Annotated in this window: 15 protein-coding genes and 1 pseudogene; 4 read left to right on the plus strand and 12 right to left on the minus strand. The window is 48.2% G+C overall.

Annotated elements, in window-relative coordinates; all coding sequences use genetic code 11:
* Positions 1–40 precede the first annotated feature (40 nt).
* Positions 41–145 (plus strand): annotated as a pseudogene (locus tag ASG33_RS25795) (DDE transposase); the annotation flags it as partial.
* Positions 146–349: 204 nt separating this feature from the next.
* Here the strand turns inward: ASG33_RS25795 and ASG33_RS14490 are convergent.
* The 3 genes from ASG33_RS14490 to ASG33_RS14500 form a co-directional block, all read right to left on the minus strand.
* On the minus strand, positions 350–664 hold the full coding sequence (locus ASG33_RS14490; RefSeq protein ID WP_056286623.1) for a hypothetical protein: 315 nt from the start codon (positions 662–664) through the stop codon (positions 350–352).
* Positions 665–757: 93 nt separating this feature from the next.
* A complete protein-coding gene (locus tag ASG33_RS14495) occupies positions 758–1,750 on the minus strand; it encodes an ice-binding family protein (RefSeq protein WP_082489237.1) in 993 nt (330 codons plus the stop codon).
* Entirely contained in the window at positions 1,732–1,956 is a 225-nt protein-coding gene (locus tag ASG33_RS14500) for a hypothetical protein (protein ID WP_157474769.1), read from the minus strand. The genes ASG33_RS14495 and ASG33_RS14500 overlap by 19 nt, the downstream gene beginning before the upstream one ends.
* Positions 1,957–2,282: 326 nt before the next feature.
* On the opposite strand from ASG33_RS14500, the gene ASG33_RS14505 reads away from it, so the two are divergent.
* Positions 2,283–2,822, plus strand: coding sequence for a helix-turn-helix domain-containing protein (locus ASG33_RS14505; RefSeq protein WP_409012528.1), 540 nt, complete (start codon positions 2,283–2,285; stop codon positions 2,820–2,822).
* Here the strand turns inward: ASG33_RS14505 and ASG33_RS14510 are convergent, their stop codons facing one another.
* Positions 2,823–3,002: a hypothetical protein gene (locus ASG33_RS14510; protein ID WP_056286635.1), complete on the minus strand. Its 180-nt coding sequence runs from the start codon at positions 3,000–3,002 to the stop codon at positions 2,823–2,825.
* A complete protein-coding gene (locus ASG33_RS14515) occupies positions 2,999–3,220 on the minus strand; it encodes a hypothetical protein (protein ID WP_056286638.1) in 222 nt (73 codons plus the stop codon). The genes ASG33_RS14510 and ASG33_RS14515 overlap by 4 nt, the downstream gene beginning before the upstream one ends.
* Positions 3,221–3,468: 248 nt before the next feature.
* On the opposite strand from ASG33_RS14515, the gene ASG33_RS14520 reads away from it, so the two are divergent.
* The gene (locus ASG33_RS14520) at positions 3,469–5,310 is read left to right on the plus strand and encodes a mechanosensitive ion channel family protein (RefSeq protein ID WP_056286641.1); all 1,842 of its coding nucleotides are present in this window, start codon (positions 3,469–3,471) and stop codon (positions 5,308–5,310) included.
* A gap of 84 nt (positions 5,311–5,394) precedes the next feature.
* Here ASG33_RS14520 and ASG33_RS14525 read toward each other — a convergent pair whose 3' ends face one another.
* The 3 genes from ASG33_RS14525 to ASG33_RS14535 are packed head-to-tail and all read right to left on the minus strand — an operon-like array spanning position 5,395 to position 13,165.
* Positions 5,395–8,397, minus strand: a complete 3,003-nt coding sequence (locus tag ASG33_RS14525; protein ID WP_056286644.1) for a PA14 domain-containing protein — start codon at positions 8,395–8,397, stop codon at positions 5,395–5,397.
* A 10-nt stretch (positions 8,398–8,407) separates the two neighbouring features.
* Positions 8,408–10,135, minus strand: a complete 1,728-nt coding sequence (locus ASG33_RS14530; protein ID WP_056286648.1) for a RagB/SusD family nutrient uptake outer membrane protein — start codon at positions 10,133–10,135, stop codon at positions 8,408–8,410.
* 18 nt (positions 10,136–10,153) lie between these two features.
* A complete protein-coding gene (locus ASG33_RS14535; protein WP_229238654.1) occupies positions 10,154–13,165 on the minus strand; it encodes a SusC/RagA family TonB-linked outer membrane protein in 3,012 nt (1,003 codons plus the stop codon).
* Positions 13,166–13,414: 249 nt separating this feature from the next.
* Between ASG33_RS14535 and ASG33_RS14540 the strand changes: the two genes are divergently transcribed.
* On the plus strand, positions 13,415–17,386 hold the full coding sequence (locus tag ASG33_RS14540) for a two-component regulator propeller domain-containing protein (protein WP_200942781.1): 3,972 nt from the start codon (positions 13,415–13,417) through the stop codon (positions 17,384–17,386).
* Between the two features lie 13 nt (positions 17,387–17,399).
* Here ASG33_RS14540 and ASG33_RS14545 read toward each other — a convergent pair whose 3' ends face one another.
* The 4 genes from ASG33_RS14545 to ASG33_RS14560 form a co-directional block, all read right to left on the minus strand.
* On the minus strand, positions 17,400–17,792 hold the full coding sequence (locus tag ASG33_RS14545; protein WP_056286652.1) for a response regulator: 393 nt from the start codon (positions 17,790–17,792) through the stop codon (positions 17,400–17,402).
* A 73-nt stretch (positions 17,793–17,865) separates the two neighbouring features.
* On the minus strand, positions 17,866–19,443 hold the full coding sequence (locus ASG33_RS14550) for a MutS-related protein (RefSeq protein ID WP_229238655.1): 1,578 nt from the start codon (positions 19,441–19,443) through the stop codon (positions 17,866–17,868).
* Positions 19,444–19,621: 178 nt separating this feature from the next.
* On the minus strand, positions 19,622–20,221 hold the full coding sequence (locus ASG33_RS14555) for an SRPBCC domain-containing protein (RefSeq protein WP_056286655.1): 600 nt from the start codon (positions 20,219–20,221) through the stop codon (positions 19,622–19,624).
* A gap of 110 nt (positions 20,222–20,331) precedes the next feature.
* On the minus strand, positions 20,332–21,591 hold the full coding sequence (locus ASG33_RS14560; RefSeq protein ID WP_056288458.1) for an Hsp70 family protein: 1,260 nt from the start codon (positions 21,589–21,591) through the stop codon (positions 20,332–20,334).
* Between the last annotated feature and the right edge of the window lie 2 nt (positions 21,592–21,593).

Genomic DNA, 21,593 nt, shown 5'->3' on the forward strand with positions numbered 1-21,593 from the left:
CGGGTTTCCGTAAAGAAACGATACTTTCCTTGAATATGGTTCCGCTGAGTCATTCAACGCCAAAATCAAGGCTTTCAGGGCCTCATCCAGAGGTGTGAGGGATATTCCGTTCTTCCTATTCAGGATCACGAAACTTTATGCTTAATCTCACCCCAAGAATTCTGCTTGATCCCAACTTAAAAGGTGCTGCGTCCGCTTCTAAGCAGCAGGTCATTTCGGGTCGCCGGTGCGATTCGAATCGTTACGTAACATCAAAAAGGCACCTTGCGAGAGCGAGGTGCCTTTTTGATGTTCAGACAAATTACTACGAACCAGCTATGGCAGTGTTGTGGTTAGCGTGATGATCCAGCTAAGCCGCACTAATGCGTTCGTATATACTTTTTAGCTCCAATTTGTACTTGGAGGCAGCATTCAGGTTTACTTCGCGGATCGCGTCGTAGTCTTCAACTTCTAAGTTAATTCCATTGGTTATAGCCTCGTGAAATACATCGGCGCCGCTCTGGGTTAGCTCTGCAATAACATCTTGTGCATTTTCTATAATGAAAGAAACCCACACATCCATAGTGACAGGCTCACCGGAATTCTTGTATTTTTCAACATACTTATTAATAATTGCGTCGGTCCTGTCGCGGTGGCTGAAAAGTAAGACGTGAAAAGTTTCCATTTAGATAGGGTTTATTCGGGATAGTAGCTTAGTGGCTGATATTAAGAAGAATAATGTGCATATAGTTGTCTCTTTCAACTGAATGGCGAGGCATTATCTCTTTATAATCCGGGCATTCTCAGTCTTTCCATTTTCAAAACTCACTTTAACAATGTATAGCCCGTTTGGTAAATGGTTGATGTTAAATTCCGACGTCGTATCTGCCACTTCTGAATGTGTCCGGTCCAGCACCAGTTTGCCGGCGGTATTGAAAAATTGGACACCTTGAATATGACCGATATCTGCTGTTAACAAGGTCAGGCTGCTAATCGCGGGATTAGGATAGAGTACAATCTTGCTGCCACTCTCTACATTCAGGCTCCTGATACTGCTGTATGCAAAAGTCCCGTCTTTATCCACCATTTTCAGACGGTACAAATTATCTCCTGAACGAACAGATAAATCAGAGAAGGAATAAGACATGAATGCAGTGCTCTCACCATGTGATTTGACGATAGCGAGCTTTGTCCACGCTTTTCCAAGCAGACTATGCTGAACTTCAAAGTAATCACTATTTACCTCAGAAGTGGTTGACCATTGCAGTTCTGCATTTGCATTTTCCCCTTTTCTGACGGTAAAGCTCACCAGCGTGACCGGTAGGGAAACATCCGCATTAGAGATGGTGTTACTGTTCAAAGTAATCTGACCTGCTGTCGAAAGTGCCCTTCCAGAGAGCGATGCGCCTGATTCAAATGAAATAGCACCAGCATTGATGACTGTTCCAAGAAACGCGACATCAGCCGCCACATTGAATGCGCCATTTACCTGCCAGTATACATTCTTGATCTGGGCGCCGTTAGCCAGCACAATGTCAGCAGTCGCATCTGCGGATAGCGCGCCGTTAATTTTGATAATGAAAATTGCATTGGAGTCATTTTCTGCATCCAGCGTCAAAGTGCCTGTTAGTGCAGTAGCTGTTGTACTACAATGTACGCCTGCATTTAGCGTTGTTCCCTCCCCAAGTGGCGATGTAATTGTGTTACCACACGGATTGTCAGTCTCACTGGCCAGAAAGGCATAAGCCGTCGCTACGCCGGTGGCCGCCAAACTCCTGCACCATCACCAAAATGGGTTTGACCTGTCACAGTTACAGCGCTACCGGTAACGGCGCCAGCCCCATTGCCTACGTCGCCCGTTATGGATGTTGTCCCTGTATTCCCGAAGCCGCCGACGGAGGTATAAAGTGCAAAACTGCTGGCTGTACTTATGTTTGGAGCCGTTTGTGCGTAGATGATCTGAGAAGCAGTCACCATTAGTGCACTATTTATTAGAATGTTGAGGAATTTGTGTTTCATATACATGGAATAATGGCGAAAGGATTTTCACACTCAAAGGTGATTCCATTTTGTACATGTATTGTTGTGAAAGATGTAGTAATAGTTGTATTATTCACACCTTTTCCAATCAGAGAATCATATCAGTAACAGAGGTGTAGACAGGCATTGATAAAGATAATTACTCCTTAAATGCCTGATTCGTGTGAAATCGGCGGTTCCAGGTGCTATATTGCTGATAAGGGAAAAATTTGTACTCCGTTAAGTTTTAGAGACAGTATTTCATGACGATATATATCAAATACATGGTTAGCCTACGCTGCAAAATGATGGTGCAGGAGGAGCTCGAAAAGCTGGGCGTGAGCTACAAGGTTGTGGAGCTCGGGTCGGTACAGGTCAATGATGACCTATCGAAAGACCAATTTGAAATGTTGCGGAAAAACCTGTTGAAGTCAGGACTTGAATTGCTGGATGATAAGAAGAGTATCCTGATCGAAAAGATCAAGAATGTGATTGTGAATATGGTACATCACGAGGACGCGCTTCCCAAGACCAATTACTCGGATTATATCGCAGAGAAGTTAGGATATGATTACACCTATTTATCTAATATCTTCTCGGAAGTAAAAGGGATCAATATCCAGCAATTCATCATCAACCACAAAATTGAACGTGTGAAAGAGCTGCTGCTTTACGATGAGCTAAATCTCACAGAAATAGCCTATAATCTGCATTACAGCAGCGTTTCACATTTGTCCAATCAATTCAAAAAGATTACAGGATTGTCGCCTTCTTTCTATAAAAAGCTCAGGCAGAAAAGAGACAACAATCTTGAAAATATATAATTAGCTGATCGCGTTGATCTCGCTTTCGAAGTAGGCATATTCCCCGTCTTCGCCACTCACCGCATTGCAGTAGTAAATTCTTCCATAGTACCGGCGGATAACCAGCATTTGCTCCGGTTTTTTCAGAGCAAACACCTTCTGTCCACTAGCGTACTTTCCATTCAAATCGATCGCTTTCATTTGAATGTCGGTCCGTTTACCCTTTGAACGACAACTTGCATGCCCATTAATCCTTTTTCGATGTCCACTGCGTTGCAGCTCTCGCGGTAATTGGTGACATTGCCAAGACCAGCAATGATATCATTCATGATGGCTGTTACCATTTGTACCGTGCGCGAAAAAATGCCGCGTTTTCCTACTTCTCTGCTGTTTATCCCGAGTATGCGGCTGATTGTCATAATTGAAAATATTAATGATAATAACTGTAAAGTTCATCAGTCAGCCGCCGGGAATGTTACATCTAAATGGCAATAGTTACATAAGTCACACATTTTCGCTGCCGCTCTTTTTACTTTTGCCGAGGCACTGAATTTGTACGGGAAACTCAGAAGCTTTTCAAAACAGAGGTTCTGCCGAACTTCAAACTTGACTGGCATGGAGTATAGCGATAGAAAACAGCTGCTCATCCACCTGATTAAAAAATGCAATGTCGATAACAATTCACTCCGATTTTCTTCCGATTACATTTTCCAATGAAGCCCGCCGGCTCTTCAAAAAAGGCAGCGTGCTCCGAATATTTATTCTCTCTATATTCCTGGGCCTCACGGGCTCCAACCTGCATGCACAACTCCCTGCTACTACCCAGGATACCACCAAAGCAGGCAAATCAGAAGTCACTTACCCACCCGATTCACTAGGCAGACGGACTCCCCGGGGAGCAGTTGATGGTTTTTTGCGTGCCGCTTCTCAAAACAACTTCAAGAAAGCCGCATTGTACCTGAGGAGGGATCCCGCGTTGAAGAAAAAACAGGACCGCACGCGGCAGGCGAAGGCATTGAACGCGCTTGTGGAAGCGAAAGGGAGCATTTACCCATACTCGTGGATCAGCAACGATTATGAAGGCAAAACGGATGATGAACTTGGCCCCAATCTGGATCGGATCGGGGCAGTGGAGGTTAATAACGAGTCGGTGGAGCTGATCCTTGAAAGCACCAAAGATGCATCGGGAGGGCCAATATGGCTTTTCTCTACGCAGACCATTGAACGTATTCCACTTGATTCAGCCCAGATCGCGTCAAGCTCGCTGCTGAGCAAGCTTTCTCCCAAAATCCTGATAGAAAATGACTGGGGCGGCGTACCGATTGCGCATTGGGTCGCCATGCTATTGCTGATCATACTTTCCTTCGTCGCGGCAAGTCTGCTCGCAAGACTGTTCCTGCGCACAATTCCGTTAGTATACCGTAAAGCTGGGGAGGAGCCTATATCAGGTGTCTTAAAGGCTTTTTCACTGCCGGCTCGCTTGTATCTGGCTGTTCTGCTGTTTGTTTCCCTCAGCCGGGAAGCGGGAATTTCAATCGTAGTGCGGCAATGGTTCAGTAACCTGACACTGATCGTCGGCCTGGCAGCTGCGCTTCTTCTGATCTGGGAGCTGGTGGATGTTGCCACGCGGATCACGGAACGCAGAATGGCGAGGCGCAGGAACCAGGCTGCTGTTTCTGCCATACTTTTCTCCCGGCGTGCATTGAAGATCGCTATCGTCGTAGGAGGGATCCTTTTGGTACTGGATACGTTTGGCTTCGATGTAAGCACCGGGCTGGCCGCATTGGGAATTGGCGGAATTGCGCTGGCGCTCGGTACCCAAAAGACGGTAGAGAACTTTATCGGCAGTGTGACCATTATCGCGGATCAGCCGATCAGGGTAGGGGATTTTTGTAAGATAGGCGACATAGCCGGTACCATCGAGCAGATCGGAATGCGTGCAACCCGTGTCAGGACAAATGATCGTACGGTGGTTAGTATCCCCAATGGAGATTTGTCCTCATTGAAAATAGAAAACCTGGCTTACCGGGAGAAATTCTGGTTTCACCCTGTGTTCAATCTGCGCATGGAGACTACGCCGGATCAGTTGCGCTACCTGCTCGTAGAACTCCGAGCGATCCTTTATGCACATCCGAAAGTGAATTCATCGCCTGCCCGCGTGCGGCTGATCGAAGTTGGCGCAACTTCTTTCAAAATCGAGGTATTTGCCTATATCAATACCATTGACAATGATGATTTTCTCGAAATTCAGGAGGATCTGCTGCTGCGGATGATGGAACTGGTTACCAAAAGCGGAACCAGCTTTGCATTGCCTTCGCAGACCGTCTACCTTGCCCAGGATCAGGGTTACTCTCCCGAAGAAGCCGCGAAAGCCAGCGAGCAGGTAAAGCAATGGCAGGAATCCGGCGAACTTTCCATTCCCTCCTTTTCCAAGGAGAAGGTTTCAACCTTAAAGGACACGATCAGTTATCCGCCGGAAGGATCCAGCAAGAGAAAGGAAATGCTTTAATTCAGGGTACTGATCTATATTAAAAAAAACGGACTATCAACCAGCAGGTGGATAGTCCGTTTTTTTTTATGTTAACCAGGGTGATTAAATACCCTGTGGAATCTCGTTCATGTTGTACCAGGCTTCGGTACTCCAAAGATTTTTGCTGCTTTGGCTCACGATTGTTTTCCGGTTTAAATGAATGTAAACAACGTGTTTGCTCTTCATTCCCGTCAGCTGCAAAGTTACTTTCCTGCGATCCGGCGATACTTTGACCGCTTTCACCGCCAGGTTCTCATTATCCATTTTAGGGCCGCCGTACTCAGCAGTAGGCTTAAACCACCATTGCTTGATCTCGTAGTCGGATGCACTTTCACCAACACCTTCTTTCAAAGGTTCAGTAAATTCTATTTCCACCCCATTTGATTTCGCACGTACTGCCAGCATTTCGAATGCAACCTTGTCGTTGAAGGTCAGCTTCTGAAGGCCATAGCCCAACTTGCCGGTATGTCCCCAGTTTCCGGTCGAACCTACGCCGCCCACATACAGTGAACCGTCAGGTCCCCAGGCAAGCCGGTTGACACCTGCTTCCAGTCCTTGCGTGAAGCGAAAGACAGCTCCCTGGTACACGCCATTTACTTTTTCGGCAAATACCCGCTTGATACCGCCGTGCGTCACGTCGCCGTGGATCATCTGGTTTTGGTAAGGTCCCACATTCAGTCTTGCAGGCTGACTTGGTGAGTTACCGATTTCATCCTGCGTAAGCCAAACTACCGGTGGCGCTTCTTTCTTATTTGCGGTGCCTTCAAAATCGACCGAGCGTGAACCATACCACGCGCCTTCCTGCAAATGGATGATCTTGTTGGCAGGAAGCCAGTCACCCTGATTATCTGCGATAAATATCTCGTTGTCAACGCCCAGCCCAATTCCATTCGGCGTGCGCAATCCTGACGCAACGAATGTAAACGAACCGTCTTTCTTGGAGATTTTCACAGCCTTACCGCGGTCCGGGATCTGTGGCTTGGTACTGGCGCCGCCCGGGTTAATGGCAGTAGCGAGCGTTCCATAGAAATATCCGTCTTTGTAAACCAGCCCGAATGCAAATTCGTGGAAGTTGGCAGATACTTTCCAGCCGTTGCAGACAGTCTGGTATTCATCAATGATCTCGTCTTTGTTCAGGTCTACCAGCTTGGTCAGTTCCTGTTTTTGCATGATGTAAATTTCATCATCCACCACCTTCAAGCCCAGCGGCTCGGCCAGGCCGTAAGCAATGCGTTTCACTTTGATATCATTGGGTGAAGCTGCTTTGCGGCCGTCGACAATGTAAACAGAGCCGAGCGAATCCCAGGTACTTACTACCATTCTTCCATCGGCCAGGAAGTCCATTCCGCCTACTCTTGGCTGGAAGTTATCCGGGCGCGCCTGCGATAATGTAAAGCTCGGGTGCACGTCAACAAGCGGCGACTGATCACCTGGAACGTCCGTCTTCTTCACTTCAATAGCAGTCTGACCCGTTCTTTTTATATCCGCGCCTTTGTAAGTGAAAACCGAAGGAGGTACCACCGTAAATTCTTTGCTGCCGTAAGGTCTCCATTGCAGGGAAAGCCCCTTTCCAAATCCGCCCTGGTAATATTCTACCTTAAACGGGTGTTTGCCCGGCTTCAAAATAATCTCCGCGTCGGTGGATTGCAGCGGGTGGTTAACACCATTGTCGGCTACGAGTTTGTTATCGATATACAGCTTGCCGCCATCGTCACACACCAGACGAAATACGATATTAGTCGTTTTCTTGATATTGATATATCCGCTTGCGTAAATCGCGAAGTTGTCCTTCAAATCACCAAAATCCTGATCATCTAAATGCAGCGCGTTGATCGTACCAGACTTAACAGGCAACATTTCATCATTGATCTCCGGCACACTGCCGATCCCGCTGGCGAACTGGTAAATATTCACTGCGATGCCGGGCCTCGCTAGGCCTGGCTTCTCAGTTGCACCCGCTACCTGTGCCGGATTTACGGTTTTGATGGAAATAGGGTAGGCGGGTTTGGGCATCAGTTTGCTGGCTGCCTGTGCTCTTTCTTTCTCTGCATCGAGTTCGAGGATATAGGATACCATTGTTTCCGCATCTTCTTTTTTCAGGTCCGGGTGCGGCGACATGGCAATTTGTCCCCAGTTGCCAGCGCCACCTTTGATCACCTTGGTAACCAATGCATTCTTGTTCTGATCGTTGTTTTCGTAACGTTCAGCAATGGCCTTGTAAGCCGGCCCTACCGTTTTCACTTCCTGGTTGTGGCAGGTATTACAATCGCTTTTGGCAAAGAGGCCGGCGATCATATCTGTCCTGTTTTCCTTCTGAGAAGCTTGCGGCTGTTCCGGTTTTTTGGTCAGGTTTACCGAGAAAGTAGTTTTTCCATTGTTTTTCAGTATCAATTTCCCATTCATCGGAATGAGGGATTGATTACCCGCCATTTCCTTGCTGATCACGCCCTGGTATTTTCCATCGGTTTTGTAATCAGTATCTGCTGCCATCGAATTCAGGTGCACATTCAGGGATAGTTCTGCATCCGCAGGTACATTGGAAACCGTAAATACACGCTCAAACCCCGTTTTGCCACTTCCTGCATCGAAAAACTCCGGCTTCTCTTCAATAGAGATCTTCTTGCCCTGATATTCCAGGTCATATTTCAGGATAACCTGATTGTCCATGACCGTGTGGCCTTTGTAGCTGACCTCGGGAGTAATTTCCTTATTGTCTGCCATAATGCGCCACGGATTTTCATCCGGCTCTTCCATATAGGTTACCCCGGCAGAAACAGGCTGCGGCCCGTGAGAAGAGGTATAAACCGGGCCGCCAAAGTTGATCTTCCCGGTCCACGCTTTGTACAATGCGGCTGTTTTGGTATTGTAAGCCAGCCAGAGACGATCATGCAGCGCAATGCTGAGGATACGCGGTCTTCCATCAAGTACCGAACGCAAAACCCAGGCTTCCCTGGGACGTTCAACTACGGCATGTTTTTGTGGCTTTGGGCCGGTGAATGCGGCAGAGCCAAGTACCGCGAACAATGTCGCGGCACTTAATCCCACCAGGAGTTTGTGAAATCTCATTTATCTAAAATTAATATCCAGGATTTTGCTTCAACTGAGGTGAAGCATTCAGTACATTCTGACCGATCGGGAAAATGTCGGTATGGTTGTCCGCGTCAGGTTTTTTATCCCACCACGTGCCGGTGCTGAATACGCCCCAGCGAACCAGGTCCGTTCTTCTTCTGCCTTCCGCCAAAAACTCCCGCATCCATTCGTCCAGCATTTCGCTGTCTGTCAGCTGGCTTCCGTCTGCTTTGTAAAGACTGGGTGAACCGGCCGGATAATTGCGTTTGCGCACTGCATTCAGCAATACTGCGGCTCCCGCCTTATCGCCTGCGCGGTATTTACATTCTGCCAGAGAATAATAGATCTCTGCAAAACGAACCTCCGCGTAAGCCGAAGAAATCTTGTTCGGATCACTGCTCGGGTAGTAAGGATATTTCACCGGGTACAGACCAGAGTTATTATCTCCGTTGTTCATGTTGGAAACCTTGTCAGCAATTTTGGTACCTGGTTTTGCATCCAGAAACTTACCAACCTGGTCACGCAAAAACAGCGGGTAAGGACCTTTGAAGCCTCTCACGGTATCTGCTTTGCCCTGTGGATTTGTATAAGGCAAATAACCGTACAGGAACATTCCCTCGCGCTGGCTGTTGCCCAGGTTTTTGTATTTTTTCAAACGTACATCATCCTTGTACTTCTGGAATTTAAGAAAAGGCTTTCCAAGCGTAAAGTTGTACTCAACACTATCCACGTCGCGGCCAGGTTGCATGGCATACTTCGGATTGGCATTACCAAAATCGGTGAATCCGAAGTAGTTTGTTGCCAGGTTAGGCAGCATCCAGAAGTACATTCCGCCGTCATACTGCCAGTGCGTCTGCGCAAAACTTCCGGGGAAGCCAAAAATGGTTTCTTTCGAAGTTGGGTTGGTGTAATCAAATGGTGCGTCCCAGCGGCTTTCCAATGCATAGTTGCCGTACTTTCCATCGATGATCTCCTGTGCCATTTTCGCACATTCAGCAAACCGGTCCGTACCGGTGTACACTTTTGAATTTAAATACAACCTAACCAGCAACGATGCCGCGCCGCCCTGTGTCCAGCGTCCTACTACATTGTCGCCAAGGGTTGTATTGGTCGGTAGTTTCGGGAGCGCATCTTTCAATTCCTGCTCAATGAATGCAAATGCTTCCTGCGGAGCGACCTGCGGGCCGCCTGTTGTCTGGCCTTTTACTTTGGTTACAATCACAATGTTGCGATAAAAATCCAGCAAACGAATGTTCAGCCAAGCGCGGAGTACTTTCAGCTCGGCGATCATCCCGTCGAGTTCTGCACGCGTCATGTCAAATTTGGTAGGATCCGTGATCCCTTCCAGATCTTCCAGCGAGTTGGTCGCCAGTGTCACACCGCCGTAAAGCGCGTTCCAGGGATCGCTGGTAAAGCCGTCCTGCGGTGTCCAGGTGTGGTAATGCACCCGCTGAAACTGTCCGCCGTCAAACCAGTCGCCCTGACGGTTAATGGTCATCATTTCGTCGGAACTGTTTTCCTGCAGCATAAACGTATTACCGCCCTGGATACTCCAGTAACTGTGCTCGAATGCTCTCAGAAAATCGCGGATCACGTCTTCACGCGTTTGCAGAAAGTTTTCTGACGTGATCCGGTCGTATAGTTCTTCGTCCAGGTTGGTACAGCCTGCCGTCACCGAAAGCAGTGCGCAGGCAGCAAACCGGAGTATATATTTTGAAATCGAATTTCTTTTCATTTGTTCTAAATCAGGATATTAGAATGTAAGTTGTAATCCCAGCAACAGCTGTGTTGTCGACGGATAGTAATTGAGCGTACCGTTGTTATCCGGATTGGTATTTACACCCGGGTATAACCCGTTGATCTGGATCAGGTCAGGATCTCCACCGGTGAACTTGGTAAAGGTTGCCAGGTTCCTGGTGGTCGCATAGATGCGCGCCGATTGCATGAATTTCGATTTTATCGGCTGCGTATAGCTCAACGTAATGTTGTCCACTTTCAAAAATCCACCCGGTTCCAGGAAGTAATCCGAAAGCGAAGAGTACGTAGAAGTACTGGTCAGCTTCGAATATTTACCTCCGTCAAATGCCGAGGTAAGCAGGTTGGCATTCTGCTGTGCAGCAGGTGTGCCGAGATAGAATGCATAGGTATTGAACAGCTTATAGCCGAATGCGCCGCGCAGGAACACGCTCAGGTCCCAGTTTTTGTAGGTAAAATTGTTGGTAATACCCATCGTGAACTTCGGAAGCCCATTCCCGATAAACTGCTTGTCGTCATTGTTTGCTTCATTGGCAGGTACTACTTCGCCTTCTTTGTTGTACACCAGCAATGCGCCGGCATCATTCACTCCGGCAGATTTCAATGCGTAGAAGCTTCCGATCCGCTTGTCTTCCTGCAAACGTTGCAATGTTCCCGGACTTCCCGGCGCTGGCATTCCTACCACGTCAATGTATTTCTGACCGGTGAAGAGGTCGTTTGAAAACGAGACAAATTTGTTGTCGTTAAATGCGCCGGTTGCCGACAGGTTGTAGCTGAACGCACCTTTGTTGACAATCGCCGCGCTCAACTGCAATTCAACGCCCGTGTTGCGCATGGTACCCACGTTCGCGAAGGTTTGACCCTGGATGTTAGGCGGGTTGGATACGTTGTAATTACCTAAAAGGTCTTTATTGGTACGTACATAATAGTTCACGCTACCTGTAAGCTTGCTGCTGAGCAATTCAAAGTCAAGACCCACATTGAAGTTGGAAGCTTTTTCCCAGCGAAGATCGTAGTTGGTGTTCTGGTTAGGTCCCCACACCTGGTACGAGCTTCCGTTATAAGGATAGTAGCCGTAGCCGCCGTAGGTATCCAGCGACATATAGCTGCCGAAATCCTGGTTACCTGTTTCACCATAATCCGCACGCAGTTTCAGTTCGTTCAGCCAGGGTATATCTTTCAAAAACCCTTCCTGTGTTGCCCGCCATGCGAAAGATGCAGCAGGGAAATAGCCCCACTTGTTGTCGTAACCGAATTTGGAAGAACCTTCCCGGCGAAGACTGGCAGAGAAATAGTATTTCTGGTCAAAATCGTAGTTTACCCGTCCGAAGAAGGCGATCAGTTTGGAGCTATTTTTGTAAGAACCTACGTTGTTGATACCTTTTTCCAAATTCCAGAGTCCGGTCCCAAGTGCATTATAGGTAAGGATATTTGAAGGGAATTTTTCGTTTCTGGCATTGAATCCCGAAGCTGTAAAATACTGGAAAGAGTAACCTGCGAGCAGCTTTACGGAATGTTTGCCGCGATCGAGGAAATAGTTTCCTAACCATTCAAGGCTTTTCTGGTCTCTGTCTTCCAGGCCCTGGTAACCCACATTGCGGCCATTTCCATTGATGACCGGCGTAATATTGGACGGCACAAAGTCCATGATCCGTCTAGACGAGCTTACCTCCCCGAAAGTCAGGGTTGTGTTCAGGTTTTCAATGATATTCAGTTTGACAGATCCATTCAGATCGAGTGATTTCTGCTCACGGTCCTGCAAAACGTTGGTAGCATATTCCACCGGGTTGTTCGCGAAGAATCCGGAGTTGATATAGCTGTATTTACCCGTTGAATCGCGCAATGGAGTTGTCGGGTTCAGCGTCAATGCGTAGTTGAATGCACTGTAATCAGCCTCGCTGATCTTGGCATAGCGCGGCGCTACACTGAATGTAAGTGCCAGAAGGTTATTGGCTGTGGTGTGGTTGATATTCACGCGGCCGCCATATTCTCTTTTGCCGGAACGCAGGTCAATACCATTCGCATCGCGGTAATCCACAGAAGTGAAATAGTTGGTCTGCCCGTTTCCGCCAGAGAATTGCAGCGTGTGCTTGTGCGAGAACGAAGGCTGGCGGCTTACTTCTTTGAGCCAGTTGGTATTTCCGCCAAAGTCAAAACCCCGCTTGTTGGCCAGGAATTCATCTTTCGAAAGTACTGAAAGCTCATTGGCCAGATAGTCAAAAGTAGTGTAGCCATCGTAGAACAAACGCGGTTCGCCGGAGCCTTTTTTGGTCGTAATCACAATTACCCCGTTGCTTCCGCGCGTTCCGTAGATCGCCGAAGCTGCGCCGCCTTTCAGCACGTCGATGGATTCGATCTCGTTCTGGTTGATGTTGTCGATGTTACCGCCAGGAATCCCATTCACGACAAACAATGGACCAAGTCCCGCACTGCGCGACGATGCACCCCGCAACTGGATATTAGGCGAAGAGTTCGGATCCGCAGTCGAAGTGTTGGTTACGGTAAGTCCCGCCACCTTACCCTGGATCGCCATCATCGGGTTATTGCCGCCGACGCGGAGCAGGTCTTTGGACGAAAGGTGGGTAATGGCGCTGGATACTTCCTTTTTGTTCAGCGAACCGTACCCGATCACCACCACTTCATTAAGCGTTTTCTGATCTTCTTCCAGGGTGATAGTTACATTCGTTTTGTTGGCTACATCCACATCCTGAGCTACATAGCCAACACTGGAAAGCGTAATCGTTTTGGCTCCTGCTGAAAGCTGCAATGTGAATTTTCCTTCGGAGTCGGTCGTGGTACCGTTGGATGTGCCTTTCTCGACAACGGAAACACCCGGCAAAGCGCCTTGTTTATCGGAAACTTTACCAGAAATTGAGGAGCCGGTCTGAGCCTGGGCACCGGACAAAGCTACGAAGATGCCTAAAAGCATCGCGAGCATAGTCCGTGAAGACCATAGCAGGCGCCTTGGCTTTTGAGCAGCTTGTGCCGTTTTGTACAAATTATTTTTCATCAAAATTGTTGTTTAAGCTGGTTCTTTGCTTATGAACTTGTTACTATCTGATTAATTAATAGGACTTATTTAAACTTTTGCGAAGTTCCTGCTTTGTTGATTAACGGAATGATCTGTGAGTCTCAATTTCAGATCAAAATGTCTCATCATTTATAAATGTTACTTACCAATGATTTTGCAGGGATATATTTATAAAAAATTGAATGGAAAAGTGCCCGGCATGATCGCCGGCTTTGGTTGGATGCACGTGTGAAAAATCTGCTATTTACGTTCTGCTGCCTGTTTTTGTCCCTGACCTGCCCGGGGCAGAGCGTGCTGTATTATTTCAAAAGCTACACGGTTTCGGACGGACTTTCGGGCAATGCGACGACCGATATTATCCAGGATAAAAAGGGTTTTATCTGGATCGCCAGCCGCAACGGGCTGAACCGTTTTGATGGGAATTCTTTCAAGATTTTCAGGAGCAAGGAAGGAGATTCAACCAGTATCGGGAGCAACTCGGTTTTTTCACTATACGAAGATGATGACGAGAAACTCTGGATCGGGACGCACAAAGGCGTTTATATCTATAATCCTATTTTAGACCAGTTCTCCGCATTCAAATTGATCCCTTCCGGCGAGGTACGGCTGATCCGGGGCGACCGGGAAGGCGGCGTCTGGATCATCTCCGACAACCAGCTCTACCGGTTTGACTCCAAAAGAGGCACAGTAACCGCACTTCCCGATGCGGCAAACACCGTTTCAGTTCACGTTTCGGCTAGTGGGAAAGTGTGGGCATCATTTAGCAACGGAATGATCCGGCGCTATCATCCCGGGGTAGGTACCGTGTCCAGATACGATCTGTCGGGGCGGGTTAATGAGATTTTTTCCAATATGCGGCTGCATGCCGTCTCGGATTCCACCTTACTGGTCGGGAATATGAAGCGCATTCTGCTGTATAATTACCGGACGGATAAGATCACAGACATTTCACAGCAAGCCGCGCCGGACAGGGACATTTACATTCATACTTTTTTCGAAAATGGTAAAGACGAATACTGGCTTGGCTCGGAGTCGGGACTGTTCATTCTTGATCTGAAAAGAAAAAAGATGAAGCAGGTTGTCAAAGAGAAATTCAATCCCTATTCGATTACCGACAACATTATCAATGCGATTTACAAGGATAGGGAAGGCGGAATCTGGATCAGCACGCAGTTTGGCGGGGTTAACTATTATTCTTCGGAGTACAACCGTTTTCAAAAGTACTTTCCCCAGCCCGGCAACAGCATCAGCGGCAACCTCGTTCACGAAATAGCCAAAGATCAATACGGTAAGCTCTGGATCGGGACGGAAGATGCCGGCCTCAATCAGCTGGATCTGCAAACAGGCAAATTCAGGGCATTTCTGCCTGACGGAAAAAAGGGGAGTATTGCTTACCACAACCTGCACGGCCTCGTCGCCGACGGGGATAAGCTTTGGATCGGGACCTACGAGCATGGGCTGGATGTAATGGACCTGAAAACCAATAAGGTGATCAGGCATTATACCACCAGCAAGCCCAATTCTTTTGGAAGCAATTTCATTGTTACATTGTACAAAACGCGGAGTTCGGACATCCTGGTTGGTACCTGGTCGGGGCTATTCAAATACAACCGGGATACGGACGATTTTACGCCGGTCACATTTGTGAATACGCAGGTACAGAGCATTCACGAAGACAAAAAGGGTACGCTCTGGGTAGCGAGCTATGGAGGCGGCATTTTTTATTTTAATCCAAAAACCGGTTTAAAAGGCAGGATTCAATACGATGCAGGCAAGAAAAGCGGATTGCCCGATAATTACATCAACAGTCTTTACCAAAGTAAAAACGGCGATTTCTGGTTCTGTACCGAGCATGGACTATCAAGATACAATGCAGTGACGCAGAAGTTCAGAAATTACCGCATTGAAGACGGACTGCCTGATAACCAGGTATTCCGTGTCGTGGAAGACGATCTGGGAAACTTCTGGATCTCCACCTCGCGGGGCTTATCGATGCTGAATTCAAAAACCGGGCGCTTTACCAACTACAACGAAGCCAATGGACTTCCGAGCGAGCAGTTCAACTACAATTCATCCTTTAAAAACGACGACGGGACATTGTTTTTCGGAACAGTAGCGGGCCTGATCAGCTTCAAACCGGGATCATTTAACACAAACAACTACGTACCGCCGGTGTACCTCACCGGGATTCAGGCTAACAACCAGGAGCTCCGGATAGGAGGGAAGGATTCGCCGCTGACCCAGTCGCCCGTTTATACAGGCTGGATCAGGTTGCCCTACGACCGTTCGAGCCTCAGCTTCGATGTGGCGGCGCTGAGCTACGTGATCCCGGAAATGAATAGCTATAAGTACAAAATGGAGGGTTTTGATTCGCAGTGGTTTACGTTGACTGACAGCAAAAAAATCACCTTCTCAAAACTCCCGCCCGGTCATTATGTGTTACGGGTAAAGGGGGCGAACAACGATCATGTTTGGAATAGCCGGGAAGCGCGGCTGAACATCGACATTCTGTCTCCCTGGTGGGCTACAAGCTGGGCTTATCTGCTGTATGGCCTGATTGTGGCCGCCATCGGCATTACTGTTTTCCGGTACTATCACCTGGCAATGGGCGAGAAGAACAAGCGCGAGATTGAAGCCATTGAAATCGGGAAAGAACGGGAGATATATAATGCGAAAATTGACTTTTTTACCAACGTAGCCCACGAAATCAGAACCCCGCTAACGCTGATCAAAATGCCGCTTGACAAGCTGCTTGCAGATCAAAAAGCAGATGCGGAAACATTTGAGAACCTGACCATGATTAATAAAAATGCCAATCGCCTCATTGATCTGACCAATCAGCTGCTGGATTTCCGGAAAGCCGAGGCGAATAATTTTAGTCTGAATTTTACCAAAACAGATATAAACGAGCTGCTTGGCGATGTATTCTCAACATTCAGGCCCGCCGCCGAGCAGAAGAATTTGAGTTATAAGATCGAGCTTCCCAGGATTGCATTGCAGGCTTTCGTTGATATTGAAGCCTGTAAAAAGATCACCAGCAACCTGATCAACAATGCAATCAAATATGCTGATAACTCGGTGAAAGTGAAATTGCTGCCTTTCAGCAGCGACGATCTTCTTTTTCACATTGAGTTTACCAATGACGGTTTCATTATCGAAGAAGAAGATAAGGACAAGATATTCGAACCGTTTTATCGCGTGGCAGCCAGCCAAAAACAGGAAGGTACCGGGATCGGTCTTCCGCTCGCACGCTCGCTCGCCGAGCTGCACAAAGGGAAGCTGGAACTGCGGCGCCAGGATATGCAGCTGAATACCTTCCTGCTTTCTCTGCCTATTCACCAGGATTACGAAATGGACCTGAAAGGCGGCAATGAGGAGGCTGATGCAGATGTTTTTTTGAGCGACGAACCCAATCAATCGGCTGATCCTGCTAAACCGGTGATCCTGCTTGCAGAAGATAACGTCGAAATCCTCAGCTACCTGAGCCGCGAACTGAGTGGGTCATATAATGTAATGCGTGCATTGGATGGTCAGCAGGCGGTCGGGATCCTGCAGCATGAAAATGTCCACCTGGTGATCAGCGACATTATGATGCCGGTAATGGACGGAATTGAGCTTTGCAGAAGGATGAAGAACGATGTGCAGTTCAGCCACATTCCCATTATACTGCTGACTGCCAAAAACTCGATCAATTCGAAGATAGAGGGGCTGGAAGTCGGCGCTGACGCGTACATTGAGAAGCCTTTTTCTCTTGATCACCTCGCCGCACAGATCACCAATCTGATTAATAACCGGAATATCATCAAGGAATACTTCGCACGCTCGCCATTGACGCACATCAAAGGGATTGCATTCTCGAAAGCGGATAAGGAATTTTTGGAACAGCTCAACAGCATTATCACCAGGCGCATTGCCGATAGCAACCTGGATGTTGACCTGCTTTCATCGCTGATGAACATGAGCCGACCGACTTTGTACCGCAAGATCAAGGGTATCTCTGATATGACGCCCAATGAGCTCATTAACTTGTCGCGCCTCAAAAAGGCGGCCGAGCTGCTCGCAGAGAACAAATACAAGATCAACGAGGTAGCTGATATGGTAGGTTACAGCATTCCTACCAACTTCTCGCGTGATTTTCAGAAGCAGTTCGGCGTGAGCCCGTCCAACTATCTCTCCAAACTACAAAAAGGGATTTCGTAACTATTAAGCCGGATCATCCCGCTTGCAACAGGTGCTGCAATTGTGTGGTAAGTGCCGAAATAGGTCCGGTTTTTTCGATGAATTTATCTACTCCGATTGTTTCCAGTTGCGGCTTCCATTCCTCAGGAATGGTTGTGGAGTAAATGATAATGACCGGACTGTCAAATTCCTGCAGACGCTGTAATTGCTGCAGACATTGTGCGCCATTGATCCGGGGCAGGCTGATATCCACAAATACAAACCCGGGCGCCATCACCGGCCCGCTGTCGAAATGCGCTAATGCAGATTCACAATCCGGAAAAAACAGGCATTCCAAATTTTTATCTACATCATCGAGAGCCATTTTGAAAATTTCGTGATCGTCGGTGTCATCGTCGATCAGTACAAACAGTCCCTTGTTTCCCATAATGTCTTATACATTGGTTGCAGTCGTCTGAACTGCTATAAAAATCGTGCAAAAGTGCGCGGTCAAATAAAATTTAGTCACCGCTTTTTAACTTTTGTGAGAGGTGATGCGCCTCTTCAATCACCGCAGCGGGATAGTGGTTTAATTCAAGAATCCGGATTGCATTGGTCGTAGTCAGCTTGCCGGGTTTGATTTTGTAGTCAAAATGAATATCGTTCTGGTCAATCACTTCCGTAAAATGGAAAATCTCAAAGTCGCCCGCAAGGTAATCTGCCAGCTCTCTGTCGTGGGTAGAAACCAATACCAGGTTCTTGCCGCCCGCGAGATAGGTAAGCACAGATTTCCCGATGGCAATCCGCTCCACGGAGTTAGTCCCCTTGAAAAGCTCGTCCAGCAAAAACAGGTTGTATTCGCCATTACGGCTATGTTCCAGCAGCTGTTTCAGGCTGAGTACCTCCTCGAAGTAGTAACTCTTTTCACTGAGCAGATCGTCTGAGATCCTGATGGAAGAGTAAACCTGCATCGGTGGCATTGATATGGAACTGGCGAAACAGGTGTTGATGGTTTGTCCCAAAATGGCATTGATCCCGACCGTGCGGATGAAAGTGGTCTTGCCCGACATATTTGAACCCGTCAGCAAAGCAGATTTATTGTTCAGGTCGATGTCGTTTGAAACGCCGCCAAATAGCAGCGGATGGTACATGTCCTTCACGGTAAGCCGTTTATCAGACGCATTGATCTCCGGTATGCAGTAATAGGGAATGTCTTCCCGCAGAGCAAGCGTGGAAAGTGCCAGGTCAGTTTCCGCAACAAAATGAAATACAGCACTGATGTCCGCCTTTCTGTTTTCGAGGATTTTTAATGTGGTAAAAAGGAGTACCGGCTCTATCAGGAAGAGTGCCTTGATCAGCTCGATGACATAGTCAACAAACTGCCCGATTTCACTTTGCAGACTGGCTTCAATCTTGAAAATGGACATCGCAGGCCCCAATCCGTCAAGGGTAGCTATTGACTTGCCGAGTTCTTTGGAAGCGTCGTCAAATTCACGGTTGACCAGGATATTACGTGCGGTTTTGTTTAGCAGCAATAGCTGCGGAATGGAGCTACCGTATTGGTACAGATTGTTTTTGTTCCAGTAATGAATGCCCAGATTGACCGGCAGCAAGACAATCAGAAAGATAAACAGCTGCGGAAAAAAGAAAGACAGAAATACCGAAAGCACACTGATGCCACACAGGATTTGAACCAGCCAGAACCATTTTGGCCGTTGCAGGTACTTTTCCTGAAAAAGCCCGGGCAGGTAGTATGCGTCTTTCTTGTTCAGTTTTGCAACCTGAGCGGCTATGCTGGCCCGCAGCGCAGCATTGTTGCTGAATATGGAGATGAGGTTTTCCAGCTTTTGACCGCGCACATTGGTCTTCGGGATGGTCCTTAAAACGTGATAGAGCAGTTGCTGGCCGGGGCAGGATAGGGTGCGGTCTGCAAACTTAAATACATCTTCCAGGTCCAGATCGTGGTACGTCCTGTCCGAAATTGTCTGCGTATTTTCTTCTTGTCCCGCCTTGGCAAAATACTTTCCGATCTGGTCGAAGTTGAACGGGCCAGTCTTGATCTTTTGCAGAGTAAGGCTCTCTATATCACTTTTCATCATTGTCCGTCCATGGAGTAAGTCAGCGCAGGCAGCCGGCGACGCGCCGACATCGATTCAGTCCCAATTTATCGTTAATCCCAGGATAGTGCATTTACGTTGTGGTATAAAGCAGAAAGCCACACAGGAGCGGGAAATATCCCTGCCTGTGTGGCTTTTTTGAATGCAAATGCGACGTCGGTCATTCAGGCTCTGCGCCGCCTACTCTCACCTGGTCAGGCGCCTCATTGTATCCGCCGGACCGGTCATTCATCTGATCACCATTTTTCAGGTTGTCCTGCCCGGCTGGCTGCTGGCTCGTTTCGCCTTGCCCGGAAGCTCCGCTTTGTGTGTTGGAACTGCAGGAAGAGAGGTATGAACTCAGCGAATCCAGCTCTTTTTCCCATCCATCCTGATGCGTTTTCAAAAATTCTTCGCCCTTGAATCCTTCCTGTACCACGTGCAGCTTGCTGCCTTCTCCCTCTGGTGCGAATGAGATATGGAGTGTATATCCGTTTTCCGAACCTTCATCATTCAGGTTCCATATCCACGAGTACACCAGCTTTTCATTGGGTACCACCTCGCTGTAAGTCCCGGTGATCTGTAAGCCCGCATCTCCGACGTAGTATTCAACCGCCCCGCCTTCTTTCAGCTCATTTTTGACGTCCACCAGCTGGTTACCCATTGGTTTCCACCATTGTTTCAAATGTTCAGCCTCAGTCCAGGCTTTAAATAGCGTTTCCACATCGGCATCAAACTGCCGCTCTATTTCGATTACATGTGTTTTTTGACCCGTCTCCATTTTCCTGGTTTTCGTTTGTTGATTATTGAAGGCAATGTTATGCACCGCTACTTCATAATAATTGTGCCTTGGCGGCAGATTCAGGTAAATGTCCGGGAATGCATTGAGTTTCAGGAGTACCGGTTCCGGGCGTCGTAGGCGAGGCCCAGCCCCACGCTCGACAGCTTGTTTTCTTCCGACCATTCAGCCGTGGGAAACAACCTTCTGAACTGCTGCTGAATGAGCGGGATTTCGGTGGAGCCGCCCGTCATGATCACCAGCCCGATCGCCTCAGGGGCAATGCCCGCAGCAAGCAGACATTCCCGCGCCGCTGCAACAATGCGTTCCGCTTTTGTATTGATCGCGATGTTGAAATTCTCCCTGTCAACCTGAATGCGCAGGTCTTCGTCGATAAAATCCAGTGACGCAGCATAGCTTTCATTGCCGGCAAGACCGATCTTGATCTTTTCGGTTTCGGCCAGTACGGCGTGGCCGGTTTCCTGTTCGAGCACATTGATCAGCCTGCCGTAACGGACCGGATCGTGCGTTTCCCGCAGTAATTGTTTGGCCTGGAAGATGGTCTTGTTCGTATAAAGGAAGTTGACCTTGCTCCATTCCGACAGATCAAAATAGTGGTAGGAGGGTACTTCCAGGTTTTTGGCACCATACCGCGAGCGGAAACCCAGCTCGGGCATCATTTCAGCCAGACTGAGGTCTTTGTCAAAATCATTTCCACCCAGCCTTACGCCGGTATTAGCCAGGATATCACTGTCGCGATCCTGTTTTTTGGCATTCTCGCGAGAGAGTCGGATCACGGTAAAGTCGGAGGTTCCGCCGCCCAGGTCGACCACCATTGCAAGCTTTTCGCCTGATACCCTCGCTTCGTGCGCGAATGCGGCTGCGATTGGTTCATATTGAAAACCCACGTGTTCAAAGCCAATGCTCATGGCTACGGATTTCAGTTCATTTTCAGCGCGCTGGTCTGCGGCAGGGTCGTTATCAATAAAGTGCACGGGCCTGCCCATTACAACATGCCGCAGCTCGGTACCGCAGTCGGCTTCTGCCTTTGCTTTCATTTGTTGCAAAAAGGCCGCAATGATCTGGTCGAACTTCATCAGCTCTCCATTGACCATCGTTCCCTGGCGCATGGCCGGAGTACCCAGCACACGCTTTAAGCTCCGCATCAGCCGGCCTGGCTGGCGGGAGAGAAAGCGTTCCGTAGCCTCGCGGCCAAAGAATGCTGCATTGTCCTTTCGCGCAAAGAACATCGCACTGGGAATGGTGTTGTGATTGTTTTCAACCGGGATCAGGAAAACGTCGGATGGGGTTGCTATCGCCAGACTTGAATTGGAAGTGCCGAAATCTATGCCGCAAAAAACAGGAGTTGTCATCA

It is taken from the genome of Dyadobacter sp. Leaf189 (assembly GCF_001424405.1).
Lineage (GTDB): Bacteria > Bacteroidota > Bacteroidia > Cytophagales > Spirosomataceae > Dyadobacter.